General features: G+C 48.4%; 18 protein-coding genes. 15 read left to right on the top strand and 3 right to left on the bottom strand.

From position 1 onward, the window contains the following. The first annotated feature begins 190 nt into the window (after nucleotides 1-190). The 13 genes from FB479_RS21955 (at nucleotide 191) to FB479_RS21895 (ending at nucleotide 11808) form a co-directional block, all read left to right on the top strand. Nucleotides 191-2959, top strand: a complete 2769-nt coding sequence (locus FB479_RS21955) for a DUF4200 domain-containing protein (protein WP_142066709.1) — start codon at nucleotides 191-193, stop codon at nucleotides 2957-2959. Further along, on the top strand, nucleotides 2956-3540 hold the full coding sequence (locus FB479_RS21950; protein WP_142066708.1) for a hypothetical protein: 585 nt from the start codon (nucleotides 2956-2958) through the stop codon (nucleotides 3538-3540). The genes FB479_RS21955 and FB479_RS21950 overlap by 4 nt, the downstream gene beginning before the upstream one ends. Nucleotides 3541-3553: 13 nt before the next feature. Then, a complete protein-coding gene (locus FB479_RS21945) occupies nucleotides 3554-4507 on the top strand; it encodes an XkdQ/YqbQ family protein (RefSeq protein ID WP_142066707.1) in 954 nt (317 codons plus the stop codon). Between the two features lie 3 nt (nucleotides 4508-4510). Beyond that, nucleotides 4511-4759 carry a hypothetical protein gene (locus FB479_RS21940; RefSeq protein WP_142066706.1) on the top strand — a complete coding sequence of 83 codons (249 nt, stop codon included), beginning with the start codon at nucleotides 4511-4513 and terminating at the stop codon, nucleotides 4757-4759. Beyond that, nucleotides 4759-5193 carry a DUF2634 domain-containing protein gene (locus FB479_RS21935; protein ID WP_142066705.1) on the top strand — a complete coding sequence of 145 codons (435 nt, stop codon included), beginning with the start codon at nucleotides 4759-4761 and terminating at the stop codon, nucleotides 5191-5193. The genes FB479_RS21940 and FB479_RS21935 overlap by 1 nt, the downstream gene beginning before the upstream one ends. Then, a complete protein-coding gene (locus FB479_RS21930; RefSeq protein ID WP_142066704.1) occupies nucleotides 5181-6002 on the top strand; it encodes a baseplate J/gp47 family protein in 822 nt (273 codons plus the stop codon). Before FB479_RS21935 ends, FB479_RS21930 begins: the two co-directional genes overlap by 13 nt. Further along, entirely contained in the window at nucleotides 6003-6830 is an 828-nt protein-coding gene (locus FB479_RS21925) for a hypothetical protein (protein ID WP_142066703.1), read from the top strand. Further along, the gene (locus tag FB479_RS21920) at nucleotides 6831-7214 is read left to right on the top strand and encodes a hypothetical protein (RefSeq protein WP_142066702.1); all 384 of its coding nucleotides are present in this window, start codon (nucleotides 6831-6833) and stop codon (nucleotides 7212-7214) included. It begins immediately after the preceding gene. Continuing rightward, nucleotides 7214-9835, top strand: coding sequence for a hypothetical protein (locus FB479_RS21915; RefSeq protein WP_142066701.1), 2622 nt, complete (start codon nucleotides 7214-7216; stop codon nucleotides 9833-9835). The genes FB479_RS21920 and FB479_RS21915 overlap by 1 nt, the downstream gene beginning before the upstream one ends. A gap of 11 nt (nucleotides 9836-9846) precedes the next feature. After that, on the top strand, nucleotides 9847-10272 hold the full coding sequence (locus FB479_RS21910; protein WP_142066700.1) for a hypothetical protein: 426 nt from the start codon (nucleotides 9847-9849) through the stop codon (nucleotides 10270-10272). A 1-nt stretch (nucleotide 10273) separates the two neighbouring features. Next, nucleotides 10274-10411, top strand: a complete 138-nt coding sequence (locus tag FB479_RS21905) for an XkdX family protein (RefSeq protein ID WP_142066699.1) — start codon at nucleotides 10274-10276, stop codon at nucleotides 10409-10411. Between the two features lie 98 nt (nucleotides 10412-10509). Next, nucleotides 10510-10965, top strand: coding sequence for a phage holin family protein (locus tag FB479_RS21900; protein WP_142066698.1), 456 nt, complete (start codon nucleotides 10510-10512; stop codon nucleotides 10963-10965). Between the two features lie 6 nt (nucleotides 10966-10971). Further along, a complete protein-coding gene (locus FB479_RS21895) occupies nucleotides 10972-11808 on the top strand; it encodes an N-acetylmuramoyl-L-alanine amidase (protein WP_142066697.1) in 837 nt (278 codons plus the stop codon). Between the two features lie 45 nt (nucleotides 11809-11853). On the opposite strand, the gene FB479_RS21890 is transcribed toward FB479_RS21895, so the two are convergent. From FB479_RS21890 to FB479_RS21880, 3 genes are all read right to left on the bottom strand, one after another. After that, nucleotides 11854-12357 (bottom strand): S4 domain-containing protein, encoded by a 504-nt coding sequence (locus FB479_RS21890; RefSeq protein WP_142066696.1) that lies wholly within the window; start codon nucleotides 12355-12357, stop codon nucleotides 11854-11856. Nucleotides 12358-12670: 313 nt separating this feature from the next. Further along, complete coding sequence (locus FB479_RS21885; protein WP_255438502.1) at nucleotides 12671-13549, bottom strand: hypothetical protein; 879 nt, start codon at nucleotides 13547-13549, stop codon at nucleotides 12671-12673. Between the two features lie 2 nt (nucleotides 13550-13551). Further along, the gene (locus FB479_RS21880) at nucleotides 13552-14655 is read right to left on the bottom strand and encodes a glycosyltransferase family 2 protein (RefSeq protein ID WP_142066694.1); all 1104 of its coding nucleotides are present in this window, start codon (nucleotides 14653-14655) and stop codon (nucleotides 13552-13554) included. A 150-nt stretch (nucleotides 14656-14805) separates the two neighbouring features. Here FB479_RS21880 and FB479_RS21875 point away from each other — a divergent pair, with 150 nt between their 5' ends. Together FB479_RS21875 and FB479_RS31010 are read left to right on the top strand one after the other, a co-directional pair. Continuing rightward, nucleotides 14806-15894, top strand: a complete 1089-nt coding sequence (locus FB479_RS21875; RefSeq protein WP_142066693.1) for a glycosyltransferase family 2 protein — start codon at nucleotides 14806-14808, stop codon at nucleotides 15892-15894. 441 nt (nucleotides 15895-16335) lie between these two features. Continuing rightward, a partial coding sequence (locus tag FB479_RS31010; protein ID WP_142066814.1) for a collagen-like triple helix repeat-containing protein occupies nucleotides 16336-18954 on the top strand: 2619 nt, incomplete at its 3' end.

Below are 18954 nucleotides of genomic sequence, written 5' to 3'. Positions count from 1 at the left end.
TTTCTAAAAGGCAGAGGCCGCCCGTCGGATCTACTCGAGTACGAAGTCGATTTGTACAAGCAGAAGCTGTTTATTTTTGCTTGTCAGATGATTGAGGCGGAGGACGAGGAAAGGGCTGGGGGGTAGGTCTCCCGGCTTTTTTCGGGTTTTGCGGATGTAGACACATCAGGGGAGGACAGGGGGTGAAAGAATGTCTAGAAGAGCTGAAAAGAAGTTAAGAGAAGCCCGCGAAGAAATGCAACAAATTACCAAGGAAGCCGAAAAACTGACCAAGGCTATGGGTGAAACAAGCAGTGAGATGCAAAAAATGGCTAAAGAGTACTCCGAGGGCATGTCAAGGATGCAAAATGACATGCAGAAATTAAGGGAGGAGACGAAGAAGCTAGGCAACATGACTGTGAAACCCAAGGTTGATATGGGCGAAGCTATGGGCAAGGTGCTTTCTATAAAAGGTGAGCTTGCAAGTATGGGTTCGTTTGTCATAGGCGTAGCGCTTGGATCGTCGATTAGTGGGATAACAGATGAGGCCAAGGCAATAGCAAAAGAACGTGGAAACTACGTTGCAACCGGAAAGACAGAAGCGCAAGCCGACATATTAGAGGAGCGGGCAAAGAAACTTACAGAGATAAATCCTTATATGAAACCCTCCCAACTGATGGCGATTATCGCTAAAGCCGAGCAAAGTAATCCCCAAGATGGTGTACTATACGCCGAAAAAATTGCGAAGCTTGCTCTCACAACCAAATTAACTCCAGAAGATACGTTGAAGATGATGGAGGCCATTACTGGATCTACTCAAAATAAAGATATAAGTAGAACGGCAGATGCGATTCAACATATGGAGAGGTATGGTGGGAGTAGCTATAATCTTAAGTTCTTAGAGTCCCTTGCCGATTTCAATACCCAAAATGGTAACTTCATCGGTTCCCCGGATAAAATGGCAACTACCGTTGAGGGGATGGGCAAGCTTTTAAGCGATGACAAAACGTTTAATGCTCTACGAAAAAGTACGTTGAATTTGGCTGGTCAAGGTGAATTAGCCAAAACACTCGAGGCTCACTATCGATCACAAAATTACGATAATCCACAGGCCAGAGCTGCCGAAGAAGTAAAAAGAATCGAACAGGCCCTAAGTTCTGGGGATAAAGATGCTCAAAATTTCGCCTTGGCAAAAGCAATGTTTTACATGGCTAGAGAAAAGGAAGATCCACAGAACAAAGCGGCACCTAATTCCGACAAGGTTTACCTAAAAAATAGTGCCAAGGATATTGCTGTCGGTAAAAGTGATCACCAATTTCAAGATGGTATGGCACAGTCAGCTTATGAATCCGCAGTTCAGGCAAATCCACATCTTCAGACCATGCAGGCACAAGCAACTGCGAAGAACGCAGCAATGGAGGCGGCAACCAAGATTGCTAGTGACTGGTCAACGTTTACCATGATGGTGGCGGATGCGGCTACAACTTTGATTAACACTTTTAATGATATGTCGAGTGGTTCAAGAACTACTTTGGTTGCTGTGACCGTTTTTTCTGGATTAGCTCTGAAGGCTTTAACTGCATTCTTACCAATGAAAGAGCTTTTCTCGTCGTGGCTAGAGTCGAGAGCAGACAAAAAACAACAGAAAGAAGAGACAGACGTGGGAGGCTCCGAGTCCACTTCTGACGACAAGAAGTCCCTCAACCCCAAGGACGCAAATAGTAAACCGGAAACCGAGACGAAACCAAGTCGCTGGCAACGGATGAAAGACCGATTCAGACGGAATAAAAAGGAAGCCGACACCGATGTGGGAGGCAAAGAGGGGAAACCAAGTCGTTGGCAGCAGTTGAAAGAGCGATTCAGACGGAATAAAAAAGAGTCTAACACCGATGTTGGAGGTAACGAAGAGAAACCAAGTCTTTGGCAACGGATGAAAGGGCGGTTCAGAAAAGGGAAAAAAGCATCTGATACAGATGTGGGAGGTTCCTCATCTACCTCTGATGCGATTGAGTCGGATCAATCATCGCTCATTCCGAAAAACAACGACACGGACATCGGTGGGGAAAATTGCTCATGTGATGGCAAACAGAATAGAAGCGGAAAAAGAGAAAGTAAGCGTTCTTATAGAATTAACCGCCAATACAAAGGAAAGCAGCTGGGTAGCGATAATCAAAACTGTGTACCTGATATCCCCACTACAGGTAAAAAGCCTGGTCTGGATAGCGGTGGTTCCAAAGGAGCAGCAGGTAAAAATGAAGGCAAAAGTAAAACACCGGATGCAGCACCTTCTGGAAATAAGCCTAGCCCAGACAGTGGGGGTTCTACTCCAACACCTACCGGAAATAAACCTGCTCCAGATATTGGCGGCAATCAAGTAGAGGAAGGGAAAGCTGCCAGCAAGGGTGGCTGGAAAAGCATGTTCAAAGGGGGGGTCAGAAGAATACCTCTTCTGGGAAGTTTACTAGGAGTCAAAGAAATCGCAGACTCAGATAACAAGCTGGATACTGCGGCAAAAGTGGGGGCAGAATCTCTTGGCGGCTGGGGCGGAGCTGCAGCGGGAGCGGCTGCTGGAGCAGCGATTGGTTCAGTCTTACCTGGGCTTGGTACAGCAATCGGCGGTATCGTCGGCGGGTTTATTGGAGGTATGGGAGGATCGTTTGCGGGTGGTGCCCTATACGATGGAGTCAAGTCGTGGTGGCAGGACAAGCCTCCTTCAGAGTCTGCGACTATTCAACCAACGATACAAACAGGACCTCCTGTTCCAAACTACTCGCCAGTTAGTAATTTGCAAGAGAAGCTCCATCCTGTCGCGATTACGATTCCGCAAATTTCGATACCATTACATGTACAAGGAGTGTTGCAGGATATCCCGACCATGCTGAAAATGCTCAGTGACCCGTCTGTCGCTCAACGGATTAAAGATATCATCGAACGCTCACTGCTCGATGCACTAGAGACGAGGGGAGGGGTAACGACATGATCCGCCTACAAGGTAAATATAGGCTGACGTTTCCAGTCACACCTGCTGAAATCCAGTTTCGCGGCTACGGAAACGACATCGAAAGCACGACATCGATTACGTTGTTGTCCGGCAATCGCATCTCCTCCAGACGCCCAAAGTCCATCTCCTTTGACTTCTTTTTACCCGGAGACAGTACGGCCCCGTATGTCGAGGTGCAGGGCTATCAAGGGCCCAGACAGTGGCTTGCCGGACTGGATCGTTTAACGGGTTCAGAGGCACTGTTGACCATCGATGAACTGGACTTAGCGTGGAACGTACTAATTGGACCATGTGATGGTAAATTTCATGGGAAAAACGTCGATTTTCATGGCTCGATCGAGCTGCCGCTGTTTGTAAAAGATGAATTCATTACGTGGAGTAATCAGACGCAGCTTCTATCCCCAGGTACGGTTATTACGAAACAGCAGCCGGCTCGTCCGAATACGAGTGGGAAGGTAGCCAAGAAGACGCAGAAGCAGCAATCGGCTCCTCGCATTGACAGCAAAAAATCCGAGTACAAGAAATTAGAGATAAATGAAAAGTTAAAAGTAGTTAAGTAACGGAGTGAATGGAATGAAAGTCATTTACGGAAAAGAACAGAACCGCTATGACCTGACCCCGGCCGTTACCGAGTTGTCCTGGTCCTCGGCCAGGGGACAAATCGCTCAAAATTGTGATGTGAGAATCAAGGAAGGCCCGCCGCTGCAATCGGCGGGTTTTTTGATGCTCTTCGCGGGGGCAGAGCTAAAAGAATCCCAGCAGCTTTTCCATGGCCCGCTCGTTCGTTTCGACCGAGACGATCGCACAGGCGACATATCTGCATCGGCGTACGAGCTAGGCTGGTATTTGCAAAAAAACGAAATCTCTAGAATCAAGCTGGACGGGGACGCAGGAACAGAGCTTGCACGAGTCATTAAGGGTGCCGGAATCAGTTTTAACTGTCCGGCATTTGGTTTTATGATCAAGGAGAGAATTCCATCTCAATCCTATACGTCACTCTTTACATCGCTAACCGAGCAAGCGTACGAAAAGACAGGCATCCGCTATTTCGTGCAATACCAGCGCGACAAGCTAACTGTGCTGCCCGAAGGCAAAAACAGCATCATCCCGATGTTCAAGGCGAGTTTGATCACAAGCAGTTCGACGGGTGAGAGTATCGAGGATGTATACACCGTCGTGACGGTCGAGCGTTACCGGGATGATCGAGTAGTAAGCAGTTCAACGAAAGCGAACGATAGCCTGGTCAAACGAATAGGGCGCATGCAGAAAGTCATTGACGCAGGCGAGGACAAAAACGTCGCTGGATTAGCAACCAAGCAGCTTGCAGCGTTGTCCAAAATCCCCAGGACACGCTCCATTTCGGTCAGGCACGAGGATAAGAATGCAGCGGGACTGCGCGCGGGCTGGCTCATCAAAATCATGGAAAAAGACAATAAAACCATCACAGATTGGATCGTCACCAACTGCCAAGTTCGTTGGCAGGGCGGTCAATATACGATGGATCTCCAATTGGAAAGGAGGACGTAAGGGATGCATTCAGTTATTGCAAAACTGCGAGGGCATGCGCAGGACGGCATCGTTAACACCCAAGGGGAATTCGGGAAGCTTTTGTCGCTCTCGCCCTTGTCCGTAAAGCTGGACGAGGACCCGACTCCCTTGGAGCCGTATGAGCTGTCGGCATTGCGTTCTGCCCAATTGAAACCAGAAGATGTGGGTAAAAAAGTAGCTCTGTTGCGTTGCAACAACGAGCAATTCCTCTTGCTTGGGGTGGTGGAGTAATGTTTCCACAGTTGCAAGGGACAGAAGAGATATTGGCGCAAGGAACCGAACTGCCGATCCCGTGGACATATCGGTTTGATTGGGAGACGAGGCAACTGCGGCAGGGACCAGACGGCAGATATTTACGTACCAAAACGTACGTGGAGTACTTGGAGGAAACTGTAAAAAAGATCCTCCATACACGGCGGTTCCGCTATGCGATCTACTCGGAACGGTATGGTGTGGATTTTTTGTCAGACAAAGGGCGAATGCGGTCTCGACTGTCCTTGGCCGTGATGAAAGCACAGGTGCAAGAGGCACTGGAAGCGCACAGTGAGATTGAGCGTGCAGAGGTGCTCGATATCCGCTATGAGGGGAATCGAGTTATTTTGCATGTGGAGATTGCTGGGATGCGTGGTTCGACGAGAATGGAGGTGGATGCATGGCAACGATAAGACCGCCAAAACCGGAAATGCCTTTGCTAAGGGAGACACCGGATCAGATTTATCAACGGATTGTCAATCGTGCTGCTGCTTATGCGCAGGCAAAGGGGGAAGCGCCACCTGCAACAGAAGAAGGGGAAATCTTCTATGACCTATGGTATCCTCTGGCAGAGGAAATTTCAGAGCAACAGCAGATCAAAGAATATGGATTTCTTCAAGCGTTTGTAGTGTGGGCAGATGGCGACTTTCTGATTGCACATGGTTACGAAGAAGGAGTCGATATAAAAGAGGGCGAAGACGAGGAATCCTATAGACAACGTATTTTGGAAAAGAAAAGAACGGAGGAAGGAAACGGTCGATGCAAAGACTATGAGTCGTGGGCCCTTGAAATTGAAGGTGTGGGTGGTGCAATCGCAATTGAAAAAGAACGAAACGATGTTTCAATTGATATTTATCTCACTGATCTAGCAGGCCAACCAGTAACGCAGGACTTTGCAGATAGCGTAACTGGATTACTTTGGGATGATAAGCGAATGGCAGGGCACGACTTAAAGTCCCATCCGGCTCCTATTTTTGCTGTCAAAGTCTCTGTAAAATTACTAATGCTTGATGATACTAAACGCACTGCAGCCATAGAACTGATTTCAAATCGAATAAAAAACTATCTAAAAGGGCGTAACTTGATTGTGTATCAACAAATCGGTTCGTTCTTTTTTGTTGATGGGGTAAATGACTTCACGAATTACACACTAAATGATGGGACAACTAATATTATAAAACCGACAAACTCAGTTGCAAGTCTCTCTCTGGTGGTGACGTAAATGATACCTCTTCGATATAGAGAGAAGCTGCCAACATATTGGTATGAAAACAAAGAAGCAGAAACACATTTCGAGGCAGCTAGCGGAGAAATAGACTTTCAGAGTGAGGGAATTCGTGAGTGGTCTGCACAGTTTCTGCTTCCATATGCAACCTGGGGACTGGATATTTGGGATTGGATTTACTTTGGATACATTGGGACAGGGACATATGAGGAGCGAAGAGCTGCAATCCGCATGAAAAACCTGAGCAAGGCAAGATTCACGTTACGAGTATTGCGAGAGTTGGGAAAAGATGCCGGTAATCTTTTCAGCATTGATGAGGACTTCTTAAAAAAAGAAATCTGGTTCCGTTTTCTCAATACTCAACAGGTACTCATCAGCCAGTTACGTGAAGACTTCGAACAGCTCCGTCCGGTTCATGTAAACAGAGCTGTTTTTTCTGTCTTTGATCAGATACCGTTAAATCCCCGACGACGTTTATCACTTCGCATATTATCTCGTGCGAAGTTCCCAGGTCCTTATGTTTTTCCAATAGACGGGACTATACCTCTAGATGGAACATGGTCTCTTTCCGGAAGAGAAATCTATCATCGAGACCGACGGTATTTCGTTATCAGACGACCATTAAGAAAAGCAGTATCAACGAACTGGGGAGAAAATGAGTTTTACCCCATAAAACGACTACCAATAGATAGTTCTTGGGCAATCCAAGGCATTGTAGGGGCACCACTTACGATTGAGGAGACCTCCACAGGAGGTCATAGCAAATCACGCATACAAATACGTCGTAAAGATGGTATTTGCACACAAAGGATGGTGATGGTTTAGATGGCTCAAATAACAACACTTCACGCGCGAAATAGTTATGCAAAAGCACTTGGCGGTGACGGATCGTTCCCGAGAGTGGTCAGCTTAGCATTTGGTGATGGTGGACATGATCCGTCCAATGTTACCAAAGACAAGCCAATTCCCGCAACGCAGACCGACCTATTTCGTCGAGTAGCCACACTGCCGGTAGAGGGGAAGTCATATCCTGCTGACGGGGTTGTACGCTTCTCAGTAAAACTGATTCGTGACAAAATTCCGGGGAATGCATTTAGTGAGGCTGCGATCGTAGATGATCAAGGAAAAGCGCTGGCTATTCAGACATTTGGATTGAAAACAATCAGTCCCAACGAGGAATTCTATTATGACTGGGAGGAGTTGATCTGATGTCATATCAAGGTGATAAGACGAAAATCACAGGGCGGATAGAACTTGTCAGTGAAGACATTTCACGCCCTACAATGGCTACGCCGCAACTGTTCAATGACTTTCTGAAGAAAATTGCCAATTCTGAGCAGGCCATACTGGATGAATTCAGCAGTACAGCCAAACAAAGTAGTACATTGAAACACGGCTTACAAGTCATCACGACTGACCGCGCCACGCCAGTCAATGTTTTGAGCATCAAGGGGCGGACGCTGGTGAACCTACTAGGGACACGAACTTACAGGACGTCACATTCTAACACAGTGATAACACCTGAACCTTCAATTATGGATAATACAGCTTCACAAAATGTGAAGACTCCAAGTACGACAGAAGGCTTTGTATCGTTTCTAAATGCAGACACTTCTAGGATTTTAATTAAAGCAGGGAAATATTATCTGTTTATGGCCGATGTTAAGCTGAATTCCAGAACGTCGGGAGTTGGAGTCGTTAAATTAGGTGGCGATACCGGTTTAGACGCAACTCCTATCAATATGTCTAATATCGGGAATTGGCAAATAGCAAAGCATAAGTTTTACAATACTGTTGATATAAATGGAGCCATAATTGCAGGTATTTGCTATGCGAATGGTGTTTTTGCAGAAGTGAATTTTGATATCAAAAATGTCAGAGCATACGAAGTAGACAAAAGCACATATGACAAAATAGACGTAGACCCTGAATACACAGGCGACAAACTCGCTGAAAAGTTTCCGTATGTCGATTCTGTTCAGCACTTACGAAATCCGTACATCAAGCAGTATGGGAAGAACCTGTTGCCACCATTTTTGGGGTGGGCGCTTGATTCTGATACAACAATCATAGAACCATATAAGTTGAAACACGACGTTTCCGCTACTGGAGTATATCGGCTAAATCAATACCGAGTGAAGATTGCTGAAGGCCAGACTCTCACTTTCAGCTCTGATATCATGATATCTAACCTTGCAGGTTCTGGCATCGCATTGGAGTTGTACGGATACGACAAATACGGAAACTATGTAGCGTACGTAACGTCCGGTTTTAAAGCCTCAACCGGGAGATACAGCGTCACTTACACCCCCGACAGCAGCATCGTAGAGATCGTGGCACGTTTAACCGCCGACACAAATACAACTGGGACTTTCACTTTCACCAACCCGCAACTTGAAATCGGCTCAGTAGCCACGCAATTTGAACCACAAAATGAGGAATACCAGTACTTGCAAACGAAGCTTGCTTCCAACGTGGAAGGAAAGGTGTACGATTCCGTTTTCGAGCGTGATGGGCAGGTATTCAAGTTGGCACGATTCAAAGAGATCATACTGGACGGAGCATTGGATTATAAACTACAGGCAGACAAAATTGGTCATAAGAATATTACTGTATTGTCAGGTGGTGGAGTAGAAAGGGGGGCGGTTCACGGTACAAAGTTCGATGGTAGTACACTTGATAATATAACTGTTGGGGGATTCGAAATCCCTGATAATGTGTATATGACTGGTGGGGGATTATACCTCACAGTCAAAGACACCGACACAGGCTGGGGGGAAGGTTATAATCCATCAGATGCGGAAATTAAAGCATTCTTTAATGGCTGGGTCATGCATGATGAAAGAAATGTTAATCTCTCATATACTACGGGAAGTAGACGTTGGAGAAAAATTACACTAGCGCCTGGAGATGGACAAGTGAATGTTGACTACAATGTAGAAACAATTCCTACAACACTGGTTTCAGGCTTCACCCCTTATAAGCTCACCTATCAGCTCGCGGAAGCCGTAGAAGAACCAATTACAGCAGAAGGCAGTCTGTCATTCCATGAAGGACAGAACTTGGTGGAACTGGCTGAGGGTGTGATTGTTAGAGAAAGAGCAAATCCTATTGTTCGAAATGAGCTGGATTATGCTCAGATAAACACAGGTTCTAGTTCTGGCTCTGTTTCAAATAATCTTAAAAATCGCTCGAACAAAATATTGTTTATATACAAAAACGGTAAGGTCGACAATCAATGGACCCTCTACTCAAACTACTTAGGATCGTCAACAGCAAATGGGGGAGCAAATGCAACGATATCATATGCCCACTACGATCCAACCGCAGTATACGAAGTAACCTATATTACGGTGGACAAGCACCTATTAACTAGCACTGCCCTGGAAGCGTCGATCCAATACGCAACCAGTGACAAGTCTGTACTAAACGAAGTCGTGCAGCAAGCATCAGACAACGAAACTCGGCTGTCTGTTGTCGAGACAACATATGCCCGCAAGCAACAGGGGCAATGGATTGCTCCTGTATTGTTGAATGGCTGGGTGAATTATGGGGCTGGCTATTCAAGTGCTGGTTATTTCAAGGATGACTTTGGGATCGTTCATTTAAGAGGAATGATAAAGGGCGGTACTGTAGGAGGGACTGTGCCAGCGTTTAAACTACCAGCAGGGTATCGTCCCAATGTTAGTCATTACTTCTCAGCTTCGAGTTATAACGGAACTATCGTCTTTTCTAGTATTGAAGTCGGTAGTAACGGATATATTGTTGTTTCTACGGGTGGTAATTCTTGGTTGTCAATGGACGGAATTACATTCCGTGCAGAACAATAGGGAGGTAACTCATGCTAATACAAGTAAACAAAATCAGTCAAGACGGGGTCTTTCTAGAGCCCGTCCTTTTTGATGCTGAACAGGTAAGGCAGCATGATTCTCGTCAAATTTCCTTAGGAGACAATATCATTACTGCACAAATCCCTGAAGGCTTTTTCCAACCCAAATGGAATGGTGAGCAGTGGGTGGAAGGTCTGACACAACAGGAGATTGATACAATCAAAAGCAAGCCGATTCCGCCGACAGAACTTGAAATCATCGGTCAGCAGATGGTAGATAAGGAACTACAAATCATGCGATTGCAGACTGACAACGAGGTACTCGGACAGCAATTGGCAAAAAAGGATTTAGAAATTATTCAATTGCAAGATGACAATCACGTTCTCGGCCAATCCATCGCTGGTCTTGAACGAAGACTATCTCTAGGAGGACTGTAAAATGACTGACTATCAAAAATGGAAGTATTATTATGATCGCGGGTGGGCAAATGATGCTCAACTCAAGCAGGTTGTTTCATTCAACAAGATTACTACAGAAGAGTTCAAAACAATCACAGGTCGATCGTATACGGTCTAAGCTTGTAATAAAGTTTTTCTTGTAAAAAATAAAAATGATAGCCTCGTTTCTAGCGAGGCTATCATTTTTTCACAACCAACTAAAGGAGGAGACACACCATGAAACCCCTACACACCTTAGAAAGCATCGCAACCCCAGCAAACGCCTGGGCGACAACAGCAGGTGCAATCGTGTCGCCCGCCTTTCACTATCTATACGGCACCAACCGCCAAGACATCCTGATCGTCCTCTTCTTCCTAATTGTCCTCGACTGGATCACAGGCATCTCCGCCGCCAAAAAAGACCAATCCTACTCCTCCGACTACGGCCTGTCCCGAATTCCGCGCACCTTATTCCTCATGGCCCTACCAGCCGTAGCCAATCTCCTAGACCGCGTCATGGGCACCCCAGGCTTCTTATTTTACGGCGTCACCTTCGGCCTCATCTACCACACGTGGACAAGCCTGACCGCCAATGCCCACCGCGCAGGATGGCCGATGCCCAAATCCATCGAGAGATTAGTCAGCGCCGAAATCAAGGCAAAGGCTGAGCGAGCTAAACGAAAGGAGTCCTAGTAAACAATGAAAATCACCGAGATGCTTCTGTCCAACGTAAATTCCCGTCCCAAAAAGAAGATCGTCCCAAAAGGAGTCGTCATCCACTGGACGGCCAACGAACGCAGCGGTGCAGATGCCGTTGCAAACCGAAACTACTTCAACAGACCGACGACAGTAGCGAGCGCCCACTACATCGTGGACGACAAGCAAATCATTCGCTGTCTGCCCGAGGACGAGATGGGCTACCACGTCGGGGCGAAAACTTATTCACAGGCCGCCTTGACCAAATTGAGCAATTACCCGAACAACTGCACGATTGGGATTGAAATGTGCGTCAATGCAGATGGAAGCTATGCGAAAATGTACGAGCAAACAGTGGCATTGACCGCGGATATCTTGAAACGACATGGCTGGGGAGTCGAGCACCTGTGGCGTCATTACGACATTACAGGGAAAAACTGCCCGGCCTTTTTTGTCGTCAATACGACCGCTCAAAAATATACGGGAGTGTCAGCGAAGGACGCATGGGCAAAGTTTCAACAGGATGTCCACAGGTTTCTCACAGCTTATCCACAAAAACCACAGCCTGATGTGGATAAGTGTACAGTTGAACTGACACTTTCTTCCACTGGGAAACTAATCGATGATGTATCCTATGTACCCATCCGAATGATTGCGGAGGCAGTGGGTGGAGCCGTGGAATGGGAGCCTTCCACTCAAAAAGTAACAGTGAACGGACAGGAAGTCTCCTATGTAAACGACCAGGGAACTACTTTCGCGAAAACAAGAGAGCTGGCTGACTTGCTTGGATTGCAAGTCGAGTGGGACGAGCCGCGAAAAGCGGTCGTATTGAAGAAATAACAGAAAAGCCGCAGATCCCGTCTGCGACTTTTCCCATACATACTTTTACCCAATCCGAATCTGAATGATATCTGCTGCACTTAATACAGTGCTTGGTTTCGTTTCCTGCTCATTCAGGCGAATTTGCCCGTCCTTGATCTTGCGGACAATCTGGCTGCGGCTCCAGCCTTCTATCTGTTCAGACAGCAGCTTGTCGAGACGGAAGCGAGCCTCTGCGCGCTCGATCCGAATCGTCACTTCCCGAACGCCCTTTTCCTGGTAGTCATGCAAGGGGAGAGGAGTGAGTGGCGCGATTTTTTCACTGAACTCCGTATCTGGCACCTCCCGATGATCTGTAAAGGCTTTGTAGATGGCCAGCTTTTCGTTCCACGTATGATTTTTTTCGCATTTATAGATAGCGAAGCGATAGATGTTTTTGCCGTTTGCGTTGTGGCGGCGGACGTTTGTATCGAAAAAGAGAACGGTTCGCCCGCAATTGCTGCAATATCGCCGGACTGGCTGATTTTCATGATTTTCACGTAAAACCCACGTATGCTCGATGGTATGCATGGTCCTTCACCTCATGTAAAAAAGTGAAAGGAACGCACCTGCTATTTGGATGTCCTGTAGGGCAGGCCTGTTTTTGGACACAAAAAAACGGAGATTCCCCATAGCGAACCTCCGTTAGGATTTACACCTACAGATTTCGTTACGTTCCTTTGTAATGGGAAAAAAGGGCAGACTGCACCTGTGCGAAAAACAGTTCGTTTTCCGAAGGGCAAGCTATCCAGTTTTTTAGGCCATTACAAAGTAGTTGTTGGCATACGTAGTTACCGTACCTTTCCATCCAAATAGACGTGGAATGAATATACCATATAATGGCTTAGTTTCCAAGGGGAATCGTATTGTTGACCACAGGAGGGTGAATGGTTTTGACGCGTAAAGGAGCGGAGCCGTAGATTTGCTTCATCCAGGTTCGCGCTTCCGCAAAGTCACTTTCCCGGTAGAGATGAAAAGCGGGATGGTGTGTATCCACAAAAAGGGACAACCCTAAAGCCTGCGCCCGAATGCAGAAATGACGGTCCTCGCCCCAAAAGCTCAGATTCGGAATTTGCTTAAAGCTGACGCCAGCCTGCAGTGCTTTTTTGCGGATGAGGGTGCAAGCCCCTAAACCACCTACTTCGTATACGCCGGGGACACGGAGTTGTCCGTAGAAAGCGTATTTCCGCAGGTATTGTTCTTCTAAGGAAATTTGTTCATGGCGTGCGCATTCGAATTGGGTGTATTCATCTTTGAGCCACACTTGAGGGACAGGGACGGTATCTTGGGTCCAGCTCGTCCAGAAGATTTCAGATATGATCTCTTTTTCAGAGGCGAGCAAAACTTCCAAAGTAGCTGGCTGGAGAAGCAAATCCGAATCGATGAGGAAGAGGGCGTCGTAATCTTGATGTTTGGCGCGGGCGATCATTTCGTCCTTGAATCCGGCTACCTTCCAAACGAGAGCGTCGCTCCAGTAATGGGTCGTTTCATCGTATGTGTCAGGACGGATGCTGCCAGCAGCGGGGATAATGTCGACCTGTCCCGTGTGTTTGTCTGCAAAGTTTTGAAGGATTTTGCTCGAAAGCGGATCGGTGTTGTCGTCTACGAACATATAGTGCAACGTCAAGTTTGAGGTCGACAGCCTTTCTAATGAAAACAAAAATAATCGGAGAATATCTGGTTTCTGACAAACTGGACTTCCGATTAGCACGCTCGTTTTCATGCTCATAGCACCACCTCTCGCTTTTGTGCGAAGTACGAAGCGTGTATGGAGCTCGCTGTGTAATCGTAGACAAGGGATTCATGTTCCTTGCCCATGCGCTCCATGCACCGTCCCAAGAAGTGAAAAGCGTAAAAGCTCCCCATTCCTTGCTCACTAAAATGCTCCCACTGATTGTCCCCGATCTCTAAGCAATGCTCAAAAGCTTTTATCGCCTCGGCATACAGACCATGCTCCATCAGGAAAACGCCTTTGTAAAAATGAAGGTCTACGTAATTGGGGTAGATTTGAATAGCTCGTGCAATCCCCGGCCATGCTCCGCGCATACTGCCATGCTGGAAAAGAATATCGAATTTTAGCTTGTAGCAAATAGACGGAGGAGGTTGATTGGTGGTCAAAAAGCCTTTCATTGCTTGATTCACCAGTGTAAATGCATGCTCTAATTGTTTGGCGCGAAAAAATTCGTTTGCGAGATGGTAATCGCACCACGGGTCTTGTTTGGATTGCTTTCTTTCGTGACGTAAGAGCCTCAAGTTGCGCAAAGCTTTTTGTTTTCGTTGAACGGCATCGTCCATATAGCCAAGATGGTGAATATGTACAGGTAGCAAAGGGACGGCGAGCTCTCGAGAAACGGTGGCCGGCCATTGAAGCACTTCGTGTATGTCTCGCACAAATCGAAATCCTTTTTTGTTGCGAAACAAACGGATTTGCCCGGATCGGTAGGCGGAGTGGCGCGAAGCTTGCTCCTTTTGCGAACCAGTGTAATGGATCATTTTCATAAAAAAGGCGTCGCCTTTGCTCGCACTTACAGCCTGACGAAGTACTCCCGGTTTTTCTTCCTGTACGATTTCATCCGCATCCAGCCATAAAATCCACTCTCCCTTGGCAACCTGCAAGCCGGCGTTTCTCGCTTTCGCAAAGCTGTTTTCCCAAGGAATCTCCAGAACTTTGGCCCCGTATTTCCGACAAATATCCTGTGTACCATCGGTAGATCCTGTATCGACAACAATGATCTCGTCTACCACCATATGCACGCTGGACAGACATGCTTCGATCTGATCTGCTTCGTCTTTGACGATCATGCATAGTGAAAGGAGAGGCGGGCTCATTCGGATGATCACCTTCTTTTCAGTGTTGTCAGAACATATTGTTACACCATATTCGTGCGAGGAGATGGTTATGAAAGTACGGATACATAAAGGGGGATGGAAGGAAATAGGATGTTGAGAAAATGATTTTCTGGGGAGGGGGCGATCTGCATGTTCACGATTAGCTTGTGCATGATCGTTCGGGATGAGGAAGAATCACTCGGTCGATGCTTGTCGACGGTCTACGATTTGGTGGATGAAATCATCATTGTCGATACAGGGTCGACAGATCGGACCAAGGAAATTGCATTGACCTATGGTGCACAATTGTTTGATTTTACCTGGGTGGACGATTTTTCAGCAGCGCGTAACTTTGCTTTTGCGCAAGCCAAGATGACGTACATTTTTTGGTTGGATGCGGACGATGTGCTTTTGGAAGTGGATCGGGAACGTTTTGCTGCACTGAAGACTATGGACAATTTTGATTACGACAGTGTCTCGATGCCGTACCACTTAAAGGTAGATGAGCGAGGGAAGCCTGTTCACTATTTGCGAAGAAATCGCCTCGTCAGACGGAAGTGTAACTTTGTTTGGCATGGGGCGGTCCATGAGTATTTGGCTGTCGCGGGGGAAATCCTGCACAGTGAAATCGCCATTACTCATCAAAAAAATAAGCCGTACACAGACCGGAATCTGCAAATCTATGTAAAGCGCAAGGAAAATGGCGAAGTTTTTGATCCACGTGACCAATTTTATTTTGCGAATGAATTGTTCGATCATGCGAGGTATGAAGAGGCGGCTGAGCAATATCAGTTGTTTTTGGACGGAGGCTTGGGCTGGATCGAGGACCAAATATGGGCGTGCCAGAAGCAGTCAGAGTGTTACGCACACTTGAAGCAACCTGAAAAACAGATTCAATCTTTGAGCAGGACACTTGCAATTGACCTTCCGCGTGCGGAGATTTGCTGCAGGATGGGGGCTTTTTTTGCGGAGAAGCAAGATTTCCCGAAGGCCATTTACTGGTACCGGCAAGCAACATTATTGGAGCGGCCACAAGGTTCCATGGGGAAGGTAGATGAATCGGCATGGACGTGGCTGCCTCATATACAGCTATGCTACTGCTACGATCGGCTCGGGGATCAACGAAAGGCTAAAATTCACCACGACATGGCAAAGCTGTACTACCCCACGCATCCAAGTGTAGCATACAACGAAGCTTATTTTGCAAGACTGGAGGAACTGGATTCGGTAGAACAATAGATGGCTATACTCCTTCTTGTTGTCCGTATTGTTTTGGGGAAGTTGTTATTTGCACAGGTCTTCTCTACAAAAATAGAATCGATCCTCGTTGATTAAAGAAGGAGATTCTCCATCCGTTTCTGGTAAGAGCTGCATGACAGTGTGTTGGAATCCCTTTTTAGATTAAGGGGGATGGCTTCTTTTTTGGAGGAAGAGGATGGATGTACACAAAGACCCCGTTTACGGTTAGGTAAAGCACTTCGATAACGATTACTCCTCGTATTGATTCCTCTAATGAATGAGCAACGGTTTCCTTTCTTCTTCTATTTTCTCGTGGTTGTCTGTAAGCGCCATTCTTTTTGTCCAATACTTTTTCAAGTGATTGGGAAATCAGTATGCCATGGCTTCTTGTGTAACAACTCATGAGGGAGGGGAACATCCTTTTCAAAGAGGAGGAGAATCATGTCATTTCCAAATTTACCGAATATCACCCCGACCATTCATATAGGGCGTGAAGAAGCGCTCAATTTAATGCTGTCTTCTTTAGCTATGGAAGAGTTGGGGCTCAGTCATATTTTAAATGCGGAAGCTGAAAAAATTCAGTATGCACTCGGGACAATTCCCGGACTATCTGGACCAGGAGCCACTATTGCCGATTTGCTCGAGTTAAACAAGAGTGCGCGGGACATGCTCGAAGCAACGACAAAACAAGACATGCTTTTGCAAAAGAAACTGGAGGCTGTGCTGGATGCTTCTAAACATCCGGCAAGGAGGATTACGGGGCCAACTGGTCCAACCGGGGCAACAGGTGCTAAGGGTGTTAGGGGAGCAACTGGACCGACAGGAGCAACTGGGGCGAGAGGTTCGACGGGAGCAACTGGGGCGAGAGGTTCGACGGGAGCAACTGGGGCGAGAGGTTCGACGGGAGCAACTGGGGCGAGAGGAACAACGGGAGCTACCGGGACGAGAGGTTCGACGGGAGCTACCGGGGCGAGAGGAACAACGGGAGCTACCGGGACGAGAGGTTCGACGGGAGCTACCGGGGCGAGAGGAACAACGGGAGCTACTGGGACGAGAGGAACAACGGGAACTACTGGAGAGACAGGAGCAGCCGGAGCAACGGGAGAGACTGGTAAAGCAGGTTCAACCGGAGCCACCGGAACAGCAGGGGAGACTGGAGCCATCGGAGAGACAGGAACAACAGGAGCGACTGGATCAACCGGAGCAACGGGAGGGACCGGAACAACCGGAGCGACTGGTACAATAGGAGGGACCGGAACAACCGGAGCGACTGGTACAATAGGAGGGACCGGAACGACCGGAGCGACAGGAACAACTGGTGAGACCGGATCCACCGGAGCGACTGGAACAACTGGAGAGGTCGGGGCCACTGGATCAACCGGAGCCACCGGAGCAACAGGAGCAACAGGAGCAACTGGAACAACGGGCGAGATTGGAGCGACAGGAACAACTGGTCAGACCGGATTCACTGGAACAACCGGAACAGCAGGGGAGACTGGAGCAACAGGAGAGACCGGAGCGGCCGGAGCAACCGGAATTACTGGAGTAACAGGAGAGACTGGAGCCACTGGAGCAACTGGAGCAACTGGGACTACTGGAGAGACAGGAGCAGCCGGAGCAACAGGAGTAACAGGAGTAACCGGAGAGACGGGAGCGACTGGAACAGCCGGAGAGACGGGAGCGACTGGAACAGCCGGAGAGACGGGAGCCACTGGAACAACCGGAGAGATGGGAGCCACTGGAGTAACCGGAGAGACCGGAGCCACTGGAGTAACCGGAGAGACCGGAGCCACTGGAGTAACCGGAGAGATCGGAGCCACTGGAACAACCGGAGAGACGGGAGCCACCGGCGCAACCGGAGAGACCGGATCAACGGGAGTCACTGGAACAACCGGAGCGACTGGAACAACCGGAGAGACGGGAGCCACTGGAGTAACCGGAGAGACAGGATCAACTGGAACAACGGGTGAGACAGGAGCCACCGGAATTACTGGAGTAACCGGAGAGACGGGAGCGACTGGAGCGACTGGAACAGCCGGAGAGACGGGAGCCACTGGAACAACCGGAGAGATGGGAGCCACTGGAGTAACCGGAGAGACCGGAGCCACTGGAGTAACCGGAGAGACGGGAGCCACTGGAGTAACCGGAGAGATCGGAGCCACTGGAACAACCGGAGAGACGGGAGCCACTGGAGTAACAGGAGAGACGGGAGCAACTGGAGTAACCGGAGCTACTGGAGTAACCGGAGAGATTGGAGCCACTGGATCAACCGGAGCAACGGGCGAGACCGGAGCGACAGGAGAGACGGGAGCCACCGGCGCAACCGGAGAGACCGGATCAACGGGAGTCACTGGAACAACCGGAGCGACTGGAGCAACCGGAGAGACAGGATCAACTGGAACAACGGGTGAGACAGGAGCCACCGGAATTACTGGAGTAACAGGAGAGACGGGAGCCACCGGAATTACCGGAGAGACAGGATCAACTGGAACAACGGGCGAGACTGGAGCTACCGGAATTACTGGAGTAACAGGAGAGACCGGATCAACTGGATCAACCGGAGCGACAGGAACAACCGGAGAGACCGGAGCCACTGGGGTAACCGGAGAGACCGGAGCCACTGGGGTAACCGGAGAGACCGGAGCCACTGGGGTAACCGGAGAGACCGGAGCCACTGGGGTAACCGGAGAGAACGGAGCCACTGGAGTAGCCGGAGAGACAGGAACAACCGGAACTACTGGATCAACCGGAGCAACGGGAGAGACTGGAGCGACAGGAATTACCGGAGCCACCGGAGAGACGGGAGCCACCGGAGCGACCGGAGTCACTGGAACAACCGGAGAGACGGGAGCCACTGGAGTAACCGGAGAGACGGGAGCCACTGGAGTAACCGGAGAGACAGGAGCGACTGGAACAACGGGTGAGACAGGAGCCACCGGAATTACTGGAGTAACAGGAGAGACGGGAGTCACTGGAACAACCGGAGAGACGGGAGCCACTGGAGTAACCGGAGAGACGGGAGCCACTGGAGTAACCGGAGAGACAGGAGCGACTGGAACA

Origin of the sequence: Brevibacillus sp. AG162 (assembly GCF_006715575.1) — a bacterium.
Lineage (GTDB): Bacteria > Bacillota > Bacilli > Brevibacillales > Brevibacillaceae > Brevibacillus > Brevibacillus brevis.
The sequence above is the reverse complement of the archived record's forward strand: the minus strand, read 5'-3'. Positions and strand labels throughout refer to the sequence as shown.